General features: G+C 73.5%; 14 protein-coding genes and 1 riboswitch. Of the genes, 4 read left to right on the forward strand and 10 right to left on the reverse strand.

Features of this window, described 5'->3' with window-relative positions:
• Positions 1 to 69: 69 nt before the first annotated feature.
• The gene (locus ACFV9T_RS27395; protein WP_385444838.1) at positions 70 to 1,239 is read left to right on the forward strand and encodes a steroid 3-ketoacyl-CoA thiolase; all 1,170 of its coding nucleotides are present in this window, start codon (positions 70 to 72) and stop codon (positions 1,237 to 1,239) included.
• 92 nt (positions 1,240 to 1,331) lie between these two features.
• Positions 1,332 to 1,865, forward strand: coding sequence for a hypothetical protein (locus ACFV9T_RS27400; protein ID WP_385444840.1), 534 nt, complete (start codon positions 1,332 to 1,334; stop codon positions 1,863 to 1,865).
• A gap of 54 nt (positions 1,866 to 1,919) precedes the next feature.
• Here ACFV9T_RS27400 and ACFV9T_RS27405 read toward each other — a convergent pair whose 3' ends face one another.
• The 8 genes from ACFV9T_RS27405 to ACFV9T_RS27440 form a co-directional block, all read right to left on the reverse strand.
• Entirely contained in the window at positions 1,920 to 2,744 is an 825-nt protein-coding gene (locus ACFV9T_RS27405; protein ID WP_385444842.1) for an ECF transporter S component, read from the reverse strand.
• A complete protein-coding gene (locus ACFV9T_RS27410) occupies positions 2,741 to 4,363 on the reverse strand; it encodes an ABC transporter ATP-binding protein (RefSeq protein ID WP_385444844.1) in 1,623 nt (540 codons plus the stop codon). Before ACFV9T_RS27410 ends, ACFV9T_RS27405 begins: the two co-directional genes overlap by 4 nt.
• Positions 4,360 to 5,505, reverse strand: coding sequence for an energy-coupling factor transporter transmembrane component T (locus ACFV9T_RS27415; protein WP_385444931.1), 1,146 nt, complete (start codon positions 5,503 to 5,505; stop codon positions 4,360 to 4,362). Before ACFV9T_RS27415 ends, ACFV9T_RS27410 begins: the two co-directional genes overlap by 4 nt.
• Positions 5,506 to 5,753: 248 nt before the next feature.
• The gene (locus ACFV9T_RS27420; RefSeq protein WP_385444846.1) at positions 5,754 to 6,398 is read right to left on the reverse strand and encodes an SCO2322 family protein; all 645 of its coding nucleotides are present in this window, start codon (positions 6,396 to 6,398) and stop codon (positions 5,754 to 5,756) included.
• Entirely contained in the window at positions 6,398 to 7,648 is a 1,251-nt protein-coding gene (locus ACFV9T_RS27425; RefSeq protein ID WP_385444848.1) for a prenyltransferase/squalene oxidase repeat-containing protein, read from the reverse strand. The genes ACFV9T_RS27420 and ACFV9T_RS27425 overlap by 1 nt, the downstream gene beginning before the upstream one ends.
• 165 nt (positions 7,649 to 7,813) lie before the next feature.
• Positions 7,814 to 7,895: riboswitch (cobalamin riboswitch) on the reverse strand.
• A gap of 34 nt (positions 7,896 to 7,929) precedes the next feature.
• Positions 7,930 to 8,427, reverse strand: coding sequence for an SRPBCC domain-containing protein (locus ACFV9T_RS27430; protein WP_385444850.1), 498 nt, complete (start codon positions 8,425 to 8,427; stop codon positions 7,930 to 7,932).
• Between the two features lie 29 nt (positions 8,428 to 8,456).
• On the reverse strand, positions 8,457 to 8,852 hold the full coding sequence (locus ACFV9T_RS27435) for a nitroreductase/quinone reductase family protein (RefSeq protein WP_385444852.1): 396 nt from the start codon (positions 8,850 to 8,852) through the stop codon (positions 8,457 to 8,459).
• A 46-nt stretch (positions 8,853 to 8,898) separates the two neighbouring features.
• Positions 8,899 to 9,993: an MBL fold metallo-hydrolase gene (locus ACFV9T_RS27440; protein ID WP_385444854.1), complete on the reverse strand. Its 1,095-nt coding sequence runs from the start codon at positions 9,991 to 9,993 to the stop codon at positions 8,899 to 8,901.
• A gap of 67 nt (positions 9,994 to 10,060) precedes the next feature.
• On the opposite strand from ACFV9T_RS27440, the gene ACFV9T_RS27445 reads away from it, so the two are divergent.
• Both ACFV9T_RS27445 and ACFV9T_RS27450 read left to right on the forward strand, forming a co-directional pair.
• Positions 10,061 to 11,527 (forward strand): aldehyde dehydrogenase, encoded by a 1,467-nt coding sequence (locus tag ACFV9T_RS27445; protein ID WP_385444856.1) that lies wholly within the window; start codon positions 10,061 to 10,063, stop codon positions 11,525 to 11,527.
• Positions 11,527 to 11,760 (forward strand): ferredoxin, encoded by a 234-nt coding sequence (locus tag ACFV9T_RS27450; RefSeq protein ID WP_385444857.1) that lies wholly within the window; start codon positions 11,527 to 11,529, stop codon positions 11,758 to 11,760. The genes ACFV9T_RS27445 and ACFV9T_RS27450 overlap by 1 nt, the downstream gene beginning before the upstream one ends.
• A 181-nt stretch (positions 11,761 to 11,941) precedes the next feature.
• Here ACFV9T_RS27450 and ACFV9T_RS27455 read toward each other — a convergent pair whose 3' ends face one another.
• Both ACFV9T_RS27455 and ACFV9T_RS27460 read right to left on the reverse strand, forming a co-directional pair.
• The gene (locus ACFV9T_RS27455; protein ID WP_385444932.1) at positions 11,942 to 12,568 is read right to left on the reverse strand and encodes a response regulator transcription factor; all 627 of its coding nucleotides are present in this window, start codon (positions 12,566 to 12,568) and stop codon (positions 11,942 to 11,944) included.
• A gap of 198 nt (positions 12,569 to 12,766) precedes the next feature.
• Positions 12,767 to 13,381, reverse strand: a complete 615-nt coding sequence (locus tag ACFV9T_RS27460) for a TetR family transcriptional regulator (protein WP_385444859.1) — start codon at positions 13,379 to 13,381, stop codon at positions 12,767 to 12,769.
• Between the last annotated feature and the right edge of the window lie 238 nt (positions 13,382 to 13,619).

The following is a 13,619-nucleotide window of genomic DNA, read 5'->3' on the forward strand; positions in this document are numbered from 1 at the left end:
CGCGTACTAGTTCTGGCGCGGGCGCGCTGCCGGGAGCCCCCGCGGACGCGATGGAGAAGAGGACGAGTCATGGCCGCGGAACCCGTCATCGTCGAAGCCGTACGCACCCCCATCGGGAAGCGCGGAGGCGCGCTCGCCAACCTCCACCCCGCGTATCTCCTCGGGGAAACCTACCGCGAACTCCTCGCCCGCACCGGCATCCAGCCCGACTGCGTCGAACAAATTGTCGGCGGCACGGTCACCCACGCGGGAGAGCAGTCGATGAACCCCGCGCGCACCGCCTGGCTGGCCATGGGCCTCCCGTACGAGACGGCCGCGACGACCGTGGACTGCCAGTGCGGATCGTCGCAGCAGGCCAACCACATGGTGGCCACGATGGTCGCCACCGGGGTCATCGACGTCGGCATCGGCTGCGGTGTCGAGGCCATGTCGCGGGTGCCGCTCGGCAGCGGCTCCAAGCACGGTCCTGGCAAGCCGTTCCCCGACGAGTGGAACGTCGACCTCCCCAACCAGTTCGAGGCCGCCGAGCGGATCGCCCGGCGGCGCGGGCTCACCCGGGAGGGCGTCGACACGCTCGGCCTCCTCTCCCAGGAGCGCGCGGCCCGGGCCTGGGCCGAGGAGCGCTTCAAGCGCGAGACCTTCGCGGTGCAGGTGCCCACCACCGAGGAGGAGCAGGCGGCCGGAGAGGGAATGTGGCGGGCTGTCGACCGGGACGAGGGGCTGCGCGACACCAACATGGCGGCGCTGGGCGGGCTCAAGCCCGTCATGCCGACGGCCGTGCACACGGCGGGCAACTCCTCCCAGATCTCGGACGGCGCGTGCGCGGTGCTGTGGGCGTCCAAGCGGATGGCCCGCGCGCTGAAGCTGCGGCCCCGCGCCCGGATCGTGGCCCAGGCCCTGGTCGGCACCGATCCGCACTACCACCTGGACGGTCCGATCGACGCGACGCGGGCCGTGCTGGGGAAGGCCGGGATGACGCTCAAGGACATCGACGTGGTCGAGATCAACGAGGCGTTCGCGTCGGTCGTGCTGTCCTGGGCGCAGGTCTTCGAACAGGATCTGGAGAAGGTGAACGTCAACGGCGGCGCCATCGCGCTCGGCCACCCGGTGGGGGCGACGGGCGCGCGGCTGATCACCACGGCGCTGCATGAACTGGAGCGGGCGGACAAGGAGTTCGCGCTGATCACGATGTGCGCGGGCGGGGCGCTGGCGACGGGGACGATCATTCAGCGGCTGTAGTGCTGCGGGGCTGAGCGCTTCAAGTGACATTCGACTCGTGGGCGTCATGATGCCGCACGTCATGTGGCCGGAGTCGAAAGGGAAGTGACGCTATGTCAGCTCGCGCTCGCCGAATGCTCACCGGTACGTTCCTGGGGCTCGGAGCCCTGCTCATGGCCCAGGCCGCGGTCGCCCCGACCGCCGGTGCCGCGCCCGTCCCGGTGACGACCCTCGCCTGCGATGGTGACACCTACAAGTGCACGGCCGGGTTGCAGTTCGGCGACGGCAGGTGGATCGCGGACTGGGGCGTGAACGTGTACCACCAGAACCCGGCCCGGCAGGCGGCGGCCGTGAAGTCGGCCTCCGTGAAGTCGGTCAAGGCGCCGGTCCCGGTGACGACCCTCAACTGTGACGGTGACACCTACAAGTGCACGGCCGGGCTCCGGTTCGGTGACGGCCGATGGGTCGCGCAGTGGGACGCGCGGATCTTCCACCAGAGCGCGGCCCGGAGCGTGAAGTCGGTGCAGGCGCCGGTCCCGGTGACGGCCCTGAACTGTGACGGCGACACCGGCCAGTGCACGGCCAACCTCCGGTTCGGTGACGGCCGGTGGGTCGCGCAGTGGGGGGCCAGGATCTTCCACCAGTAGGCGGCTCCAGGCGAGCGGGCCCGGTGCGCTACGCGGCGCGCCGGGCCCGCCTCGTCATCCGCGCTCGAACGCCACCGGCGCCTCGAACGCCGCCCGCCGCGTCGCCCGCCGCAGCGCCCGCAGGATCGGCCCGCCGAGGGTGAGGGTCAGCACCACCGTCACCACCGCGCGCGGCAGGTCCCAGCCGAGCGACGTCGCCAGGCAGTACGTGACGAAACGGGCCAGGTTCTCGCCGACCGCGTCGCCCGGCACATAGCTGATCCCCGACGACATCCCCTGCATCAGCGTCCAGCCCTGGAGGTTCATCGCCGTCCCGTACGCCACGGACGCGAGCGCCCCGTACCCCGCGAGCAGCGCCAGTTCGCGGCGGCCGCGCAGCCGTCCGGCGCCGGGCAGCAGCCCCGCGCCCAGCGCGACCCACCCCATCGCCAGCATCTGGTACGGCATCCAGGGCCCGACGCCGCCCGTGAGCAGCGCCGACGCGAACATCGTCACCGAGCCGAGCACCAGCCCGAAACCGGGGCCGAGCACCCGCCCCGAGAGCACCATCAGGAAGAACATCGGCTCGATGCCCGCCGTGCCCGCGCCCAGCGGCCGCAGCGCCGCGCCCGCCGCCGCCAGCACCCCGATCATCGCGATGGCCTTCGCGTCCAGACCGGTGTCGGCGATCGTCGCCACGACCACCGCCAGCAGCAGCGGCAGCAGCGCGGCGAACAGCCAGGGCGCGTCGGCGGCGTGGGCGGCGACGCCGGAGTGGGCGGGCGCGGCGAGCGGCCAGACGAACGCGGCGACGCCGACCGCCGAGACGAGGACGAGGGCGACGACCGAGCGCGGCCCGAGCCGGACGGCCCGTATGCGGGATGGGTGGGGTCCGTTCATCGCGCCCCCTCCAGCGCCTCGCGTACCTGCGGCACCGTCAGCCACGGCAGCGGCGCGAGGATCTTCGCGACCTGCGGGGCGAAGGCGGGGGAGGACGTCACGACCTCCGCCGTCGGCCCGTCCGCGACCACCTCGCCGTCGGCCAGGATGACGACCCGGTGGGCGAGTTCGGCCGCCAGCTCCACGTCATGCGTGGCCAGCACGATGGCGTGGCCGTCCGCCGCCAGCCCGCGCAGCACCCGCGTCAGCCGTGCCTTCGCCGCGTAGTCCAGCCCGCGCGTCGGCTCGTCCAGCAGCAGGAGCGGCGGGCGGGCCGTGAGGATGACGGACAGCGCGAGGGCGAGCCGCTGCCCCTCGGACAGATCGCGCGGATGCGCCTCGTCCGCCACCTCGGGCAGCAGCTCCGTGACCAGTCCCCGGCAGGTGCCGGGCGCCGCGCCCGCGTCCTCGTCGGCGGCCGCGCACTCGGCCGCCACCGTGTCCGCGTACAGCAGATCGCGCGGCTCCTGCGGTACGAGGCCCACGTGGCGCAGGAGTTCGGCGGGGCGGGTGCGGTGCGGTACGAGGCGTTCCGCACCGATGCGCAGGGTTCCGGCGGCCGGTTCCCGCATCCCGACGAACGTGGCGAGGAGGGTCGACTTCCCGGCCCCGTTGCGGCCCATCAGCGCCACCGTCACGCCGGGGCGCACCGACAGGCTGACGTCGCGCAGCGCCTCGACGCGCCCGTGCCGTACGGACAGCCGCTCGGCCTGCCCGGCCAGGGCTCCGTCGGGTGCTGTGTGCCGGGTAGGTGGGGTGAGGTCCGCCAGCCGCTCCCGCAGCGCCCCCGCCTTGCGGCGCGCGTCCCGTACGGACAGCGGGACCGGGGCCGTCCACCCCGCGAGGCCGCCCAGCGCCACGACCGGCGGCTGCACGGGCGACACCGGCATGATCTCGGCCGGTGCGCCGACGACCGGGGCCGCGCCGGGGGCGGGCAGCAGGATCACCTGGTCCGCGTACTGCACCACCCGCTCCAGACGGTGTTCGGCCATCAGCACGGTCGTGCCCAGGTCGTGCACCAGCCGCTGCAGCACGGCCAGCACCTCTTCGGCGGCGGCCGGGTCGAGCGCCGAGGTGGGCTCGTCCAGGACCAGGACCTTGGGGTGGGTGGTGAGCACCGACCCGATCGCGACCCGCTGCCGCTGCCCGCCGGAGAGGGTGGCGATGGGCCGGTCGCGCAGCTCGGCGAGGCCGAGGAGGTCGAGGGTCTCCTCGACGCGGCGGCGCATCGTGTCGGGCGGCAGGCCCAGCGACTCCATCCCGTAGGCGAGTTCGTCCTCGACGGTGTCGGTGACGAAGTGGGCGAGCGGGTCCTGGCCCACGGTGCCGACGGCGTCGGCCAGCTCGCGGGGCTTGTGGGTACGGGTGTCCCGCCCCGCGACCGTGACCCTGCCCCGCAGGGTGCCCCCGCTGAAGTGCGGCACCAGCCCGGAGACGGCACCCAGCAGTGTCGACTTGCCGACTCCGGAGGGGCCGACGAGCAGGGCCAGCTCACCCTCCGGAACGGTGAGTTCCACCCCGTGGAGGGCGGGCCGGGCGGCGCCGTCGTAGGTGACGGACACCTGCTCGAAGCGGATCACTGGGTGGCCTCCTCGGTTTCGTGCCGTATGGCCGGTGCTGGCGCGACGAACGCCGGGAGCAGCCCCAGCAGGACGCCCGCCGCCGGCCACAGCGGCAAGTCGGGTGCGGTGAGCGGAACGGCGGGCGGATTCAGGGCCTCCGGTGCGTACGAGGCGGCCCAGATCATCAGCGCCGCGACCGCCGCCCCCGACCCCGACACCAGCCAGGCCCGCACACCCCACCGGTCCGGCCGGTAGCGGCTGCGGACCGACCGGCGCCCGCCCAGCCACAGCCCGCCCAGCGCGGCGGCGAGCCCGGCCAGCAGCAGCGGCAGCCCGTACCCCGCGCCCTCCGAGGCCAGCAGCCCGTACGTACCGCAGCAGACGCCGAGCAGCCCGCCCAGCGTCAGCGCGGCGGTCGTACGGCGCACCACGGGCGGGACCTGCGCGGTGCGGCCGTAACCGCGCGCGTCCATCGCCGCCGCCAGCGCCACGGACCGCTCCAACGCGCCCTCCAGCACCGGCAGTCCCACCTGCAGCAGCGCCTTCACCCCACGGTCGGGCCGCCCGCGCAACCGGCGCGCCGCGCGCAGCCGCTGGACGTCCGCCACCAGATGCGGCGCGAAGGTCATCGCCACGACCACCGCCACCCCCGCCTCGTACAGCGCGCCCGGCAGCGACTTGAGCAGCCGCGCCGGGCTGGCCAGCGCGTTCGCCGCCCCGACGCAGACCAGCAGCGTGGCCAGCCGCAGCCCCTCGTACAGCGCGAACACCAGCCCCTCGGCGGTGACCCGCCCCCCGATCCGTACCCCCTGCGCCCAGCCGGGCAGCGGCACTTCGGGCAGCGTGAACAGCACCCGGGTGCTGGGGATCGGCGAGCCGAAGAACACCGCGAAGACGAGCCGGATCGCGAGCACGACCAGCCCGAGCCGCAGAAACGCGCCGTACGACCGCGCCCAGGGCGCATCGGTACGGCGCACCGCCACCACATACCCGGCGACCGCGACGATCAGCCCGAGCAGCAGCGGATTACTGGTCCGCGAAGCGGCCGCACCCAACCCCAGCGCCCACACCCACCACGCCCCGGCATGCAGCGCGGCCCCACGGCGCGGACGCGGCGGGCCGGACGCGGCAGCGCCACGCCCCCGCCCGATCGCGGGGATGGCCCCTGCCGGGGCAGCGCCCCCGCCACCGAGGCCGCCGGTACGGTACGCCCGCGCCCCCTTGGCACTCCCCGCGCCCGCCGGTCGGTCCTGGCGGTGCAGGGCGCTCGCGGCCCGGGCTCCGGCTGCGCGGAGCGCTGCCCGGATCCGTTCCGCGCGGGGTGCTGCCCGTGCCTGCGCCGTGCGGAGCGCCGCCCGCATGCCTCGCGCCCCGACCGCGCCGGGCGTCGTACGCGCACCCATCGCCGTCACGACCGGCGGCGGGATTGCCATGCCGCCGCCGCCCCGAGGATGGCCACGGCGGCTACTCCGCCTATCAGGCCTGCCGATGGGCCACCACCGGCACCTTCATCTTCCTGGTGGGCGGTCACCGCCTCGCCGCAGCCCGACTTCGGGTAGCCCGCTATCGCGCACAGCAGCGCCGAGGAGTTGTAGCGCAGCGGTTTCGCGACCGTGGCCAGCGCCTCCCCGGCCGTCGCGTCCTCGCCGACCCGCGCGCACGCGGTGCGGGGCTTCGGGGGCGTACGGCCGTCCGGGGCGTCCTGGGGGGTGCCGAAGTCCAGGACGACCGCGATCCGCTTCGTGCCGCCCTTGGCGGGCGTATCCGGGGTGCAGACCGCGCCGAAGCGGGCCGTGCCGCGCGGTCGGGCGGCATCGCGGGAGTCCTCGCTGACGGCGAAGCGGAAGCCGATCATGTCGCCGTCGCCGGGGCGGGCCGCGGAGGGGCCCTCCGACGCGTACGTCCAGCCGCCGCCGTCCCCGCCCCGCTGCCAGAACGACCAGTAGCGGTACCCCTCGGCATGGGCGGGGGCGGCGACGGCGAGCAGGGCGAGCAGGGCGAGCACGGCGAGCAGGGCCACGAGCGGCAGCCGGATCACCGAGCGGCCGAACATCAAAGCTGCTGCCGCTTACGGCCGCTGAGCAGGAAACCGATGCCCATGCCGGCCACCGCGCAGCTCCCGACGATCCACCAGACGCTGCCCGTCCCGCCGCCGTCGTCGTCGCCCTTCGCGTCGCTCTTCGACGCCTGCTCCTCGACCGGCTTCGGCCCGGTGGCGTTGAGCTGCTGTACGAGGTCGGCGTCGCCGAAGTGGCGCGGGTCGGCACCGGCCGCGTGGGCCGCGAGCACCAGCTTGGCCAGCGCGCCCGGGTCGCCCTTCGCCCAGGCCACCGCACCGCTGTCCTTGCCCTGCAGCCACTGCAACGGGCGGGCCGCCGCCGCGCTGTGCTCACCGGCGGCGAGCGCCATGATCGCGTCGGCGGTGGCGCCGAAGTCGGGCTGGGCCTTGGCACCGGGCGTCGTGGACTTCAGGTGCATGCCGTTGCCGGACATGGTGGTGGAGAGGTAGGCGAGCGCGGCCTCGGAGGCGTCCTCCGGCGTACGGTCCGCGCCGCCGCCCTTGCCGCCCTCGCAGGCCAGCGGCTTGGGGCTCTTGTCGTCGTCCTTGCCTACGGGCTCGAAGACGAAGCCCGAGCCCCGGGTGCCCAGCGCCGCGCTCACGGTGGCCAGGTCGTTGGCGGCGGCGGGCTTGCCCTTCCCGGACGTGTACGCGAACGCGCCCCGCTGCGCCTCCTTCGCCGAACAGTCCAGCTGCAGCCCGAGCAGCGCGTCGTACGGCGTCTTGCCGCTCGCCGCCGCCGCGACCTCCGCCGGGTCCATTCCGGCCGTGGCGAGGGCGCCGACCGCGACCGAGGTGGAGTTGGCGTCGCTCGGGCCGCCGGGGTTCATGCCCCAGCCGCCGTCCTCGTTCTGGCTCTTCTTGAGCCAGCCGATGCCCTTCTCGACCGCCGCCGACCGGCCGCCCACCGAGGCCAGCGCCTGTATGGCGGCCCCGGTCGCGTCCGTGAACTCGCCCTTCTCCGGGTCGCACGCCTTCCCGGTGTCCGCCCGGTACGCGGCGAAGCCGCCGTCCGCGCACTGCTGCCCGGCGAGCCAGTCGATGGCCGACTTGGCCGGTTTCACCCCGGTCGCGTCCTGGGCGAGCAGCGCGAGCGACTGCCGCCACACCCCGTCGAACTTGGGGTCCTTCGTCCCGTACAGCCCCTCCGGACCGTCAGAGGGAGCGGCGGAAGCGGCGGGGGCGGCGGTCGCGCACAGGGCGGCGCAGATGGCCAGAGCCGCGGCGCTGCGGCGTGCGTTCATGGCTGGGGTGCCTCTCGATCAGGGGCAGTACGCAGCCACGCACGGCCGCCCACCCATGCGCGGAACACTCCGCCACGCGGTGGCACCGGGCTCAGCTCCGCATCCCACGACGGTGCCGCCGCCGGACACCCGGACGGCGGGAGCCTCCTGCGTCGCGCCCGCTCAGGTACTCCGGCTCGTACGGCCCGCAGGGCGCGGGGCGCGTACACACGGTTGCGGGTCAGCGCCGGATTTCCACCGACTTCCCCTGATCGGACGCGGATGAAGTTCTCCCGCCCACTTTAACCGGCCGCATCAAGCCCCCCGGCGCCGCCGCCCGCCCGGCCCGCCTCCACGAACCGGGCGAGCTTCGCGAGGGCCATGCGCATGCCCGTCTCGTTGTCCTCGGCGGGCACGGCGTCGGGAACCCCTTCCTGCACGACCAACACATCGGTGCCCTCGCCCGCGTCGCTGAGCGTGGTCGTCATCGTCATCGTCCCGCCCAGCGCGGGGTCCCCGGTCTCGAACTCGATCGCCTCCACCACCCGCTCGTCCGGTACGAGCGTCACGAAACGGGCGCGGTACGTATCGGTGTGCGGGGCCGACTTGCCGGTGCCGGTCGGCACGTCGTAGGTGAGCGAGACGCGGAACTCCCCGCCCTCGCGGGCCTCGAACTCGTGCACCCGCCCGCTCATCCCGTCCGGCACCCGCCACTCCGCGATGGCGCGCCCGTCCACCAGCGCCCGGTAGACCTCCGCCCGCGATGCCCGCACATGTCCGGAAACCCTCGTGGTGTACATGGGCCGAACATAGCCCCTCGGGGTGCCGCTCAGCCGGTGAGGTCGACGCGCACGGTCAGCAGGTCGGTGCCCAGCGCGCGGACCGCGCTGCTGTTGTAGCGGGGGAGGGTCTTGAGGCGGGCGCGGGCGTCGTCCTCGGGGAGCGGGTGGGCGGTGCCGGTGTGCCAGGTGCCGTTGACGCGGACCCGGACCCGGGGGTCGGCCCGGAGGTTCCGTACGTACTGCGACCTGCCGCCGAACTCCGAGACGAACCAGAACGCGTCACCGACGCGGCGTCCGCCGACCGGTGTGCGCCGGGGCAGTCCCGAGGTCCGGCCGGTGGTCTCCAGGAGGGTCTGGAACGGGAGCCGGGACGCGATCGGGTTGGCGACGCGCCGCTGGAACGTCGTGACGATGCGGTGCTTGCGGTCGTGGTGGGGGGACATCGGTGGCCCTCTCGTTGGTCGGTCCGTCCATGGTGCCCGAGCGGGGTCACAGAGCCCGGTAGGTGATCGGGTCGGTGCCGGGGACGGGTTCGGCCCGGCGCAGGGTCACCAGGCGGCGGAGGTGGGCTTCGGCCTCCGATACGGCGATGTTGCGGGAGCCATAGGGGATGTCGGGCCAGGGGCGGTTCCACTCCATGCGCTCGGCGAGCTGCCAGGGGGTGAGCGGGGTGGCGAGGAGGGCGCGGAGGCCCGCGAGCCGGGCCTCGTGGTGGTGGAGGAGGGCGCGGACGCGGGCGGGGGCGTCGGTGAAGGCGTGCTGGTGGGCCGGGAGGATCTCGGCGGGGTCGAGGGCGGCGATGCGCGAAAGCGAGGTGAGGTAGTCGCCCAGCGGGTCGGTGGGGGCGGGGTCGGACGGGTCCTCGTACAGGCCGATGTGCGGGGTGATCTCGGGGAGGAGGTGGTCTCCGGAGAAGAGGCGGCCGTGGCCGTGGAGCGCCCCGGGGTGGGCTTCTTCCAGGTGGAGGCAGATGTGGCCGGGGGTGTGGCCCGGTGTCCAGATGGCGCGGAGGCGGCGGCCGGGGAGGTCGAGGAGTTCGCCGGGGGCGATCTCGCGGTCGGGGAGGGCGGCCCGTTGCCCCGGGAGGTGCGTACGGCCCTCGGCGCGGGCGGCGTGCAGCGGGGCGAGGTGGTCCTCGGGGGCACCGGCTGCGGCCAGCTTCTCGGCGAGGTAGTCGAGCCAGAGGGCGGGGTCGGCCTCGCGGGTGCGGCGTACGACGTGCGCGTCGGCGCCGTGCATCGCGATCCACGCCCCGGAGGCCTCCCGTACCTGGCCGGAGAGGCCGTGGTGGTCGGGGTGGTGGTGGGTGACGAGGATGCCGTGGATCTCGGCGACATCGGCGCCGCAGGCGGCCAGCCCGGCGGTGAGGGTGTCCCAGGCGGTCGGATCGTCCCAGCCGGTGTCGATGAGAACCGGGCCGCGGTCGGTGTCGAGGAGGTGGACGAGGGTGTGGCCGAGCGGGTTGTCCGGTATGGGGACGGGGATGCTCCACACCCCGCCGCCGTGGTCGGTGACGCCGGTCGCCTCTGGCACGGGGTTCCCCCTTTTCGCGAGTGCGGCGCCGGGCCGCGGCAGCGCATGCATTGCTGACTATAACGGGAACTGGTATCAGTTCTGATGCATCGTCAGATTTCGGCGGGAGGCATCAGCGATGGGCGACCTCATCGAGTACGGGCAGCTCTTCATCGGCGGGGCGCTGGTCGATCCGGCCGGGGCGGAGACCATCGAGGTCGTCTCGCCGCACACGGAACAGGTCATCGGGCGGGTGCCGCACGCCGCCCGCGCCGATGTGGACCGGGCGGTGGCGGCGGCGCGGCGGGCGTTCGACGAGGGGGAGTGGCCGCGTACCTCCCTGGAGGAACGGATCGCCGTCGTCACCCGGATCAAGGACGCGGTGGCCCTGCGGCACGAGGAGATCGCGAAGGTCATCAGCGCGCAGAACGGCTCGCCGTACTCCTGGAGCGTCCTCGCCCAGGCGCTCGGCGCGATGATGGTGTGGGACGCGGCGATCACGGTGGCGCGCGACTTCACGTTCGAGGAGCGGCGGGCCGGAGTGCTCGGGCCGCTGCTGGTGCGGCGGGAGCCGGTCGGGGTGGTGGCGGCCGTCGTGCCGTGGAACGTGCCGCAGTTCGTGGCGGCGGCGAAGCTGGCACCGGCGCTGCTGGCGGGGTGTCCGGTGATCCTCAAGCCGTCGCCGGAGACGCCGCTGGACGCGTATCTGCTGGCGGAGATCGCGACCGAGGCGGGGCTGCCGGAGGGCGTGCTGTCGATCCTTCCGGCGGACCGGGAGGTCAGCGAGTACCTGGTCGGCCACCCGGGGGTCGACAAGGTGTCGTTCACGGGGTCGGTGCCCGCGGGCAAGCGCGTGATGGAGGTGGCCTCGCGCCAACTGACCCGGGTGACGCTGGAGCTGGGCGGCAAGTCGGCCGCGGTGATCCTGCCGGACGCGGATCTGGAGGCGGCGGTCGCGGGCATCGTGCCCAACGCGTGGATGAACAACGGTCAGGCGTGCGTCGCCCAGACCCGCATCCTCGCCCCGCGCGCCCACTACGACGAGCTGGCCGAGCGCTTCGCCGCCGCCGCCTCGGCCCTGGTGGTCGGCGATCCGCTGGACCCGGCGACCCAGGTCGGCCCGCTGGTGGCACAGCGGCAGCAGCGGCGCTCGCTGGACTACATCGCGCTCGGGCAGCGCGAGGGCGCCAAGGTGCTGACGGGCGGCGGGCGCCCCGAGGCCCAGGAGACGGGCTGGTACGTGGAACCGACGCTGTTCGGGGACGTCGCCAATACGATGCGCGTCGCCCGCGAGGAGATCTTCGGCCCGGTCATCTGCCTGCTGCCGTACGGGGACGAGGAGGAAGCGGCCCGGATCGCCAATGACTCCGACTACGGGCTCTCCGGCAGCGTATGGACGGCGGACGTGGCGCACGGCATCGACTTCGCGCGGCGCGTCCGCACCGGTACGTACTCGGTGAACACCTTCAGCCTGGACATGCTCGGTCCGTTCGGCGGCTACAAGAACTCCGGCCTGGGGCGGGAGTTCGGCCCCGAGGGGCTGGCGGCCTACCTGGAGCACAAGATGATCCACCTGCCGCAGGGGTGGGACGGGGAGCAGGGCTGATGGGGGACCGCTGGCGGATCGAGGTCGACCGCGGTGTCTGCGTCGGCTCGGGCTTCTGCGTGAGCAGCGCCCCCGGCGGATTCCGGCTGGACGAGGCGCGGCAGGCGCGTCCGGTCGACGCGGAGGCGGACGCGTCCGAGGCGGTGCTCGTGGCGGCCGAGGGATGCCCGGTGGAGGCCATCGCGATCCGGCTGCTGGAGGGCGGTGAGCAGATCTTTCCCGCCGACGAGTAGCCGGTCCCGGCGGGTGGGTGCGGGGCGACGCGCCGTTTCCGGCCACCCGGGCGACCCCGTCGCTCCCATGGAACGACGGGGTCCGCCCGGCGGCGGGAGGGCTGGCCCCTCAAATGACGTAGGCCTTCTCCGCTATCCGTCCGCGCGGACCTCCACCATCCGCGTGACGACGGATGGTGGATCAGACCCAGCCCTCGCAGCGGGAGATGCGGATGGCGTCCACCCGGTTGCGCGCCCCGGTCTTACGGGTGATCGCGGCCAGGTAGTTGCGTATCGTCCCGTTGGACAGGTGCAGGGTCCGGGCGATCTCCGCGATGGAGGCACCGTCGGCCGCGAGCGACAGGACGCCCAACTCGCGCTCGGTCAGCGGGATCTCGGCCGCCTTGAGGAAGCCGTAGCCCAGCGAGTCGTCGATGAAGCGCTCCTGCTTGGCCACGTGCCGGATGCCCTCCAGCAGCCGCTGCGGCGGGGCGTTCTTGTCGATGTACCCGAGGGCGCGGGCCTTGTGCGCGCGGCGCAACTGGCCGGGGCGCCCGGCGTTGGCGAGGACGAGCAGTCCGGACTCGGGGCCGGCCTCGACGGCCGGGGCCTCGGCCATGAGCTTGCCCAACTCGCCCTTGCGGGCGGCCTTGTCGGAGCCGGGGCAGTCCGTGTCGACCACGCAGACATGCGGTTGTAAGCAGCGGGCTCTGCTACGCGCGTCACGCCACGCGGCGGAAGCCACCTCGAACTCAGGTTCGGCTTGTATCAGTGCGGCCAACGCGGACCGCAGCAGGTATGAATCATGTACCAGAAGAACCCGTATCACGGAGTTCTTCACCCCCTGTAGATGGTTGAGCCGTCGCACGCCGTCGTCGCTCTGTCGCGCGCCGTTCATGAATACCGGGATTGCCCAGGCGCTGAACGCGAAATTTGAGCCAAAGGGGGGCGTGCGGGCGCACATCTTGCTTTCAACGTGCGCCCCCGGGGCGCATCGTGCGCCGTCAGGCGGGCTCGGTCGGCGCTGTCAGGCGGGCTCGGTCGGCGCCGTCAGATCGATCAGTCGGCAGACCGTCTCGATGTCGATTTTGACCTGGGCGATCGAGGCCCGCCCCGACAGCCAGGTGATCAGCGCCGAGTGCCAGGTGTGCTCGATGACCCGCACGGCGGACAGCTGCTCGGCGGTCGGCGGGCCCGCCAGGCCCATCGCGTCGAGGATGATCGTGGTGGTGAGCCGGGAGACCATGTCCACCTCGGGGCTCACCGAGCGGTCCGCGAAGGTGAGGGCCCGGACCATCGCGTCCGCGAGATGGGGTTCGCGCTGGAGCGCGCGGAAGGCGCGCATGAGGGTCTGGGCGACGCGGGTGGCCGGGTCCTCCTCGGTCGGCGGGCGCTTGCGCAGCGTCTCGTGCATGTGCTGCAACTGGTCCTGCATGGTGGCGACCAGCAGATGGACCTTGGAGGGGAAGTAGCGGTAGAGGGTGCCGAGCGCCACGCTGGAGTGCTCGGCCACCTCGCGCATCTGGACCGCGTCGAAGCCGCCGCGGCTGGCCAGCCGGGCACTGGCGTGCAGGATGCGCCGGCGGCGCGCCTCCTGCCGCTCGGTCAGCTGCAGGGAGGCTGGCTTGACTTCTGCGGTCATTTGTCTCACTTCGGGTGCATAGTGTCTGCGCTGCGGTTGACAAACGGACACCGTGCATGATGGCAGGGTCGGCCTAGGGGCGCGAGTCAGTGAAACTCGTTCTAGGGTCGCGTGTCGCTCAAGCCCGGCGGCCGGTCGGCGGAGGGGCGTTTGCCGGACTCGCGCCGATATGGTCACGCCTCCAGAAAAGGGCGTCACGCGCAAGGGGCTACCGAGTGGTAGGGATCACCCGTTCCGG

It is taken from the genome of Streptomyces sp. NPDC059850, from assembly GCF_042731515.1.
Taxonomy (GTDB): domain Bacteria; phylum Actinomycetota; class Actinomycetes; order Streptomycetales; family Streptomycetaceae; genus Streptomyces.

What these genes read in the sequence shown, in the direction of transcription:
- ACFV9T_RS27395 (WP_385444838.1), top strand. Translation starts at nt 70, where the DNA reads ATGGCCGCGGAACCCGTCATCGTCGAAGCCGTACGCACCCCCATCGGG.
- ACFV9T_RS27400 (WP_385444840.1), top strand. Translation starts at nt 1,332, where the DNA reads ATGTCAGCTCGCGCTCGCCGAATGCTCACCGGTACGTTCCTGGGGCTC.
- ACFV9T_RS27405 (WP_385444842.1), bottom strand. Translation starts at nt 2,744, where the DNA reads ATGAACGGACCCCACCCATCCCGCATACGGGCCGTCCGGCTCGGGCCG.
- ACFV9T_RS27420 (WP_385444846.1), bottom strand. Translation starts at nt 6,398, where the DNA reads ATGTTCGGCCGCTCGGTGATCCGGCTGCCGCTCGTGGCCCTGCTCGCC.
- ACFV9T_RS27425 (WP_385444848.1), bottom strand. Translation starts at nt 7,648, where the DNA reads ATGAACGCACGCCGCAGCGCCGCGGCTCTGGCCATCTGCGCCGCCCTG.
- ACFV9T_RS27430 (WP_385444850.1), bottom strand. Translation starts at nt 8,427, where the DNA reads ATGTACACCACGAGGGTTTCCGGACATGTGCGGGCATCGCGGGCGGAG.
- ACFV9T_RS27435 (WP_385444852.1), bottom strand. Translation starts at nt 8,852, where the DNA reads ATGTCCCCCCACCACGACCGCAAGCACCGCATCGTCACGACGTTCCAG.
- ACFV9T_RS27440 (WP_385444854.1), bottom strand. Translation starts at nt 9,993, where the DNA reads ATGCATGCGCTGCCGCGGCCCGGCGCCGCACTCGCGAAAAGGGGGAAC.
- ACFV9T_RS27445 (WP_385444856.1), top strand. Translation starts at nt 10,061, where the DNA reads ATGGGCGACCTCATCGAGTACGGGCAGCTCTTCATCGGCGGGGCGCTG.
- ACFV9T_RS27450 (WP_385444857.1), top strand. Translation starts at nt 11,527, where the DNA reads ATGGGGGACCGCTGGCGGATCGAGGTCGACCGCGGTGTCTGCGTCGGC.
- ACFV9T_RS27460 (WP_385444859.1), bottom strand. Translation starts at nt 13,381, where the DNA reads ATGACCGCAGAAGTCAAGCCAGCCTCCCTGCAGCTGACCGAGCGGCAG.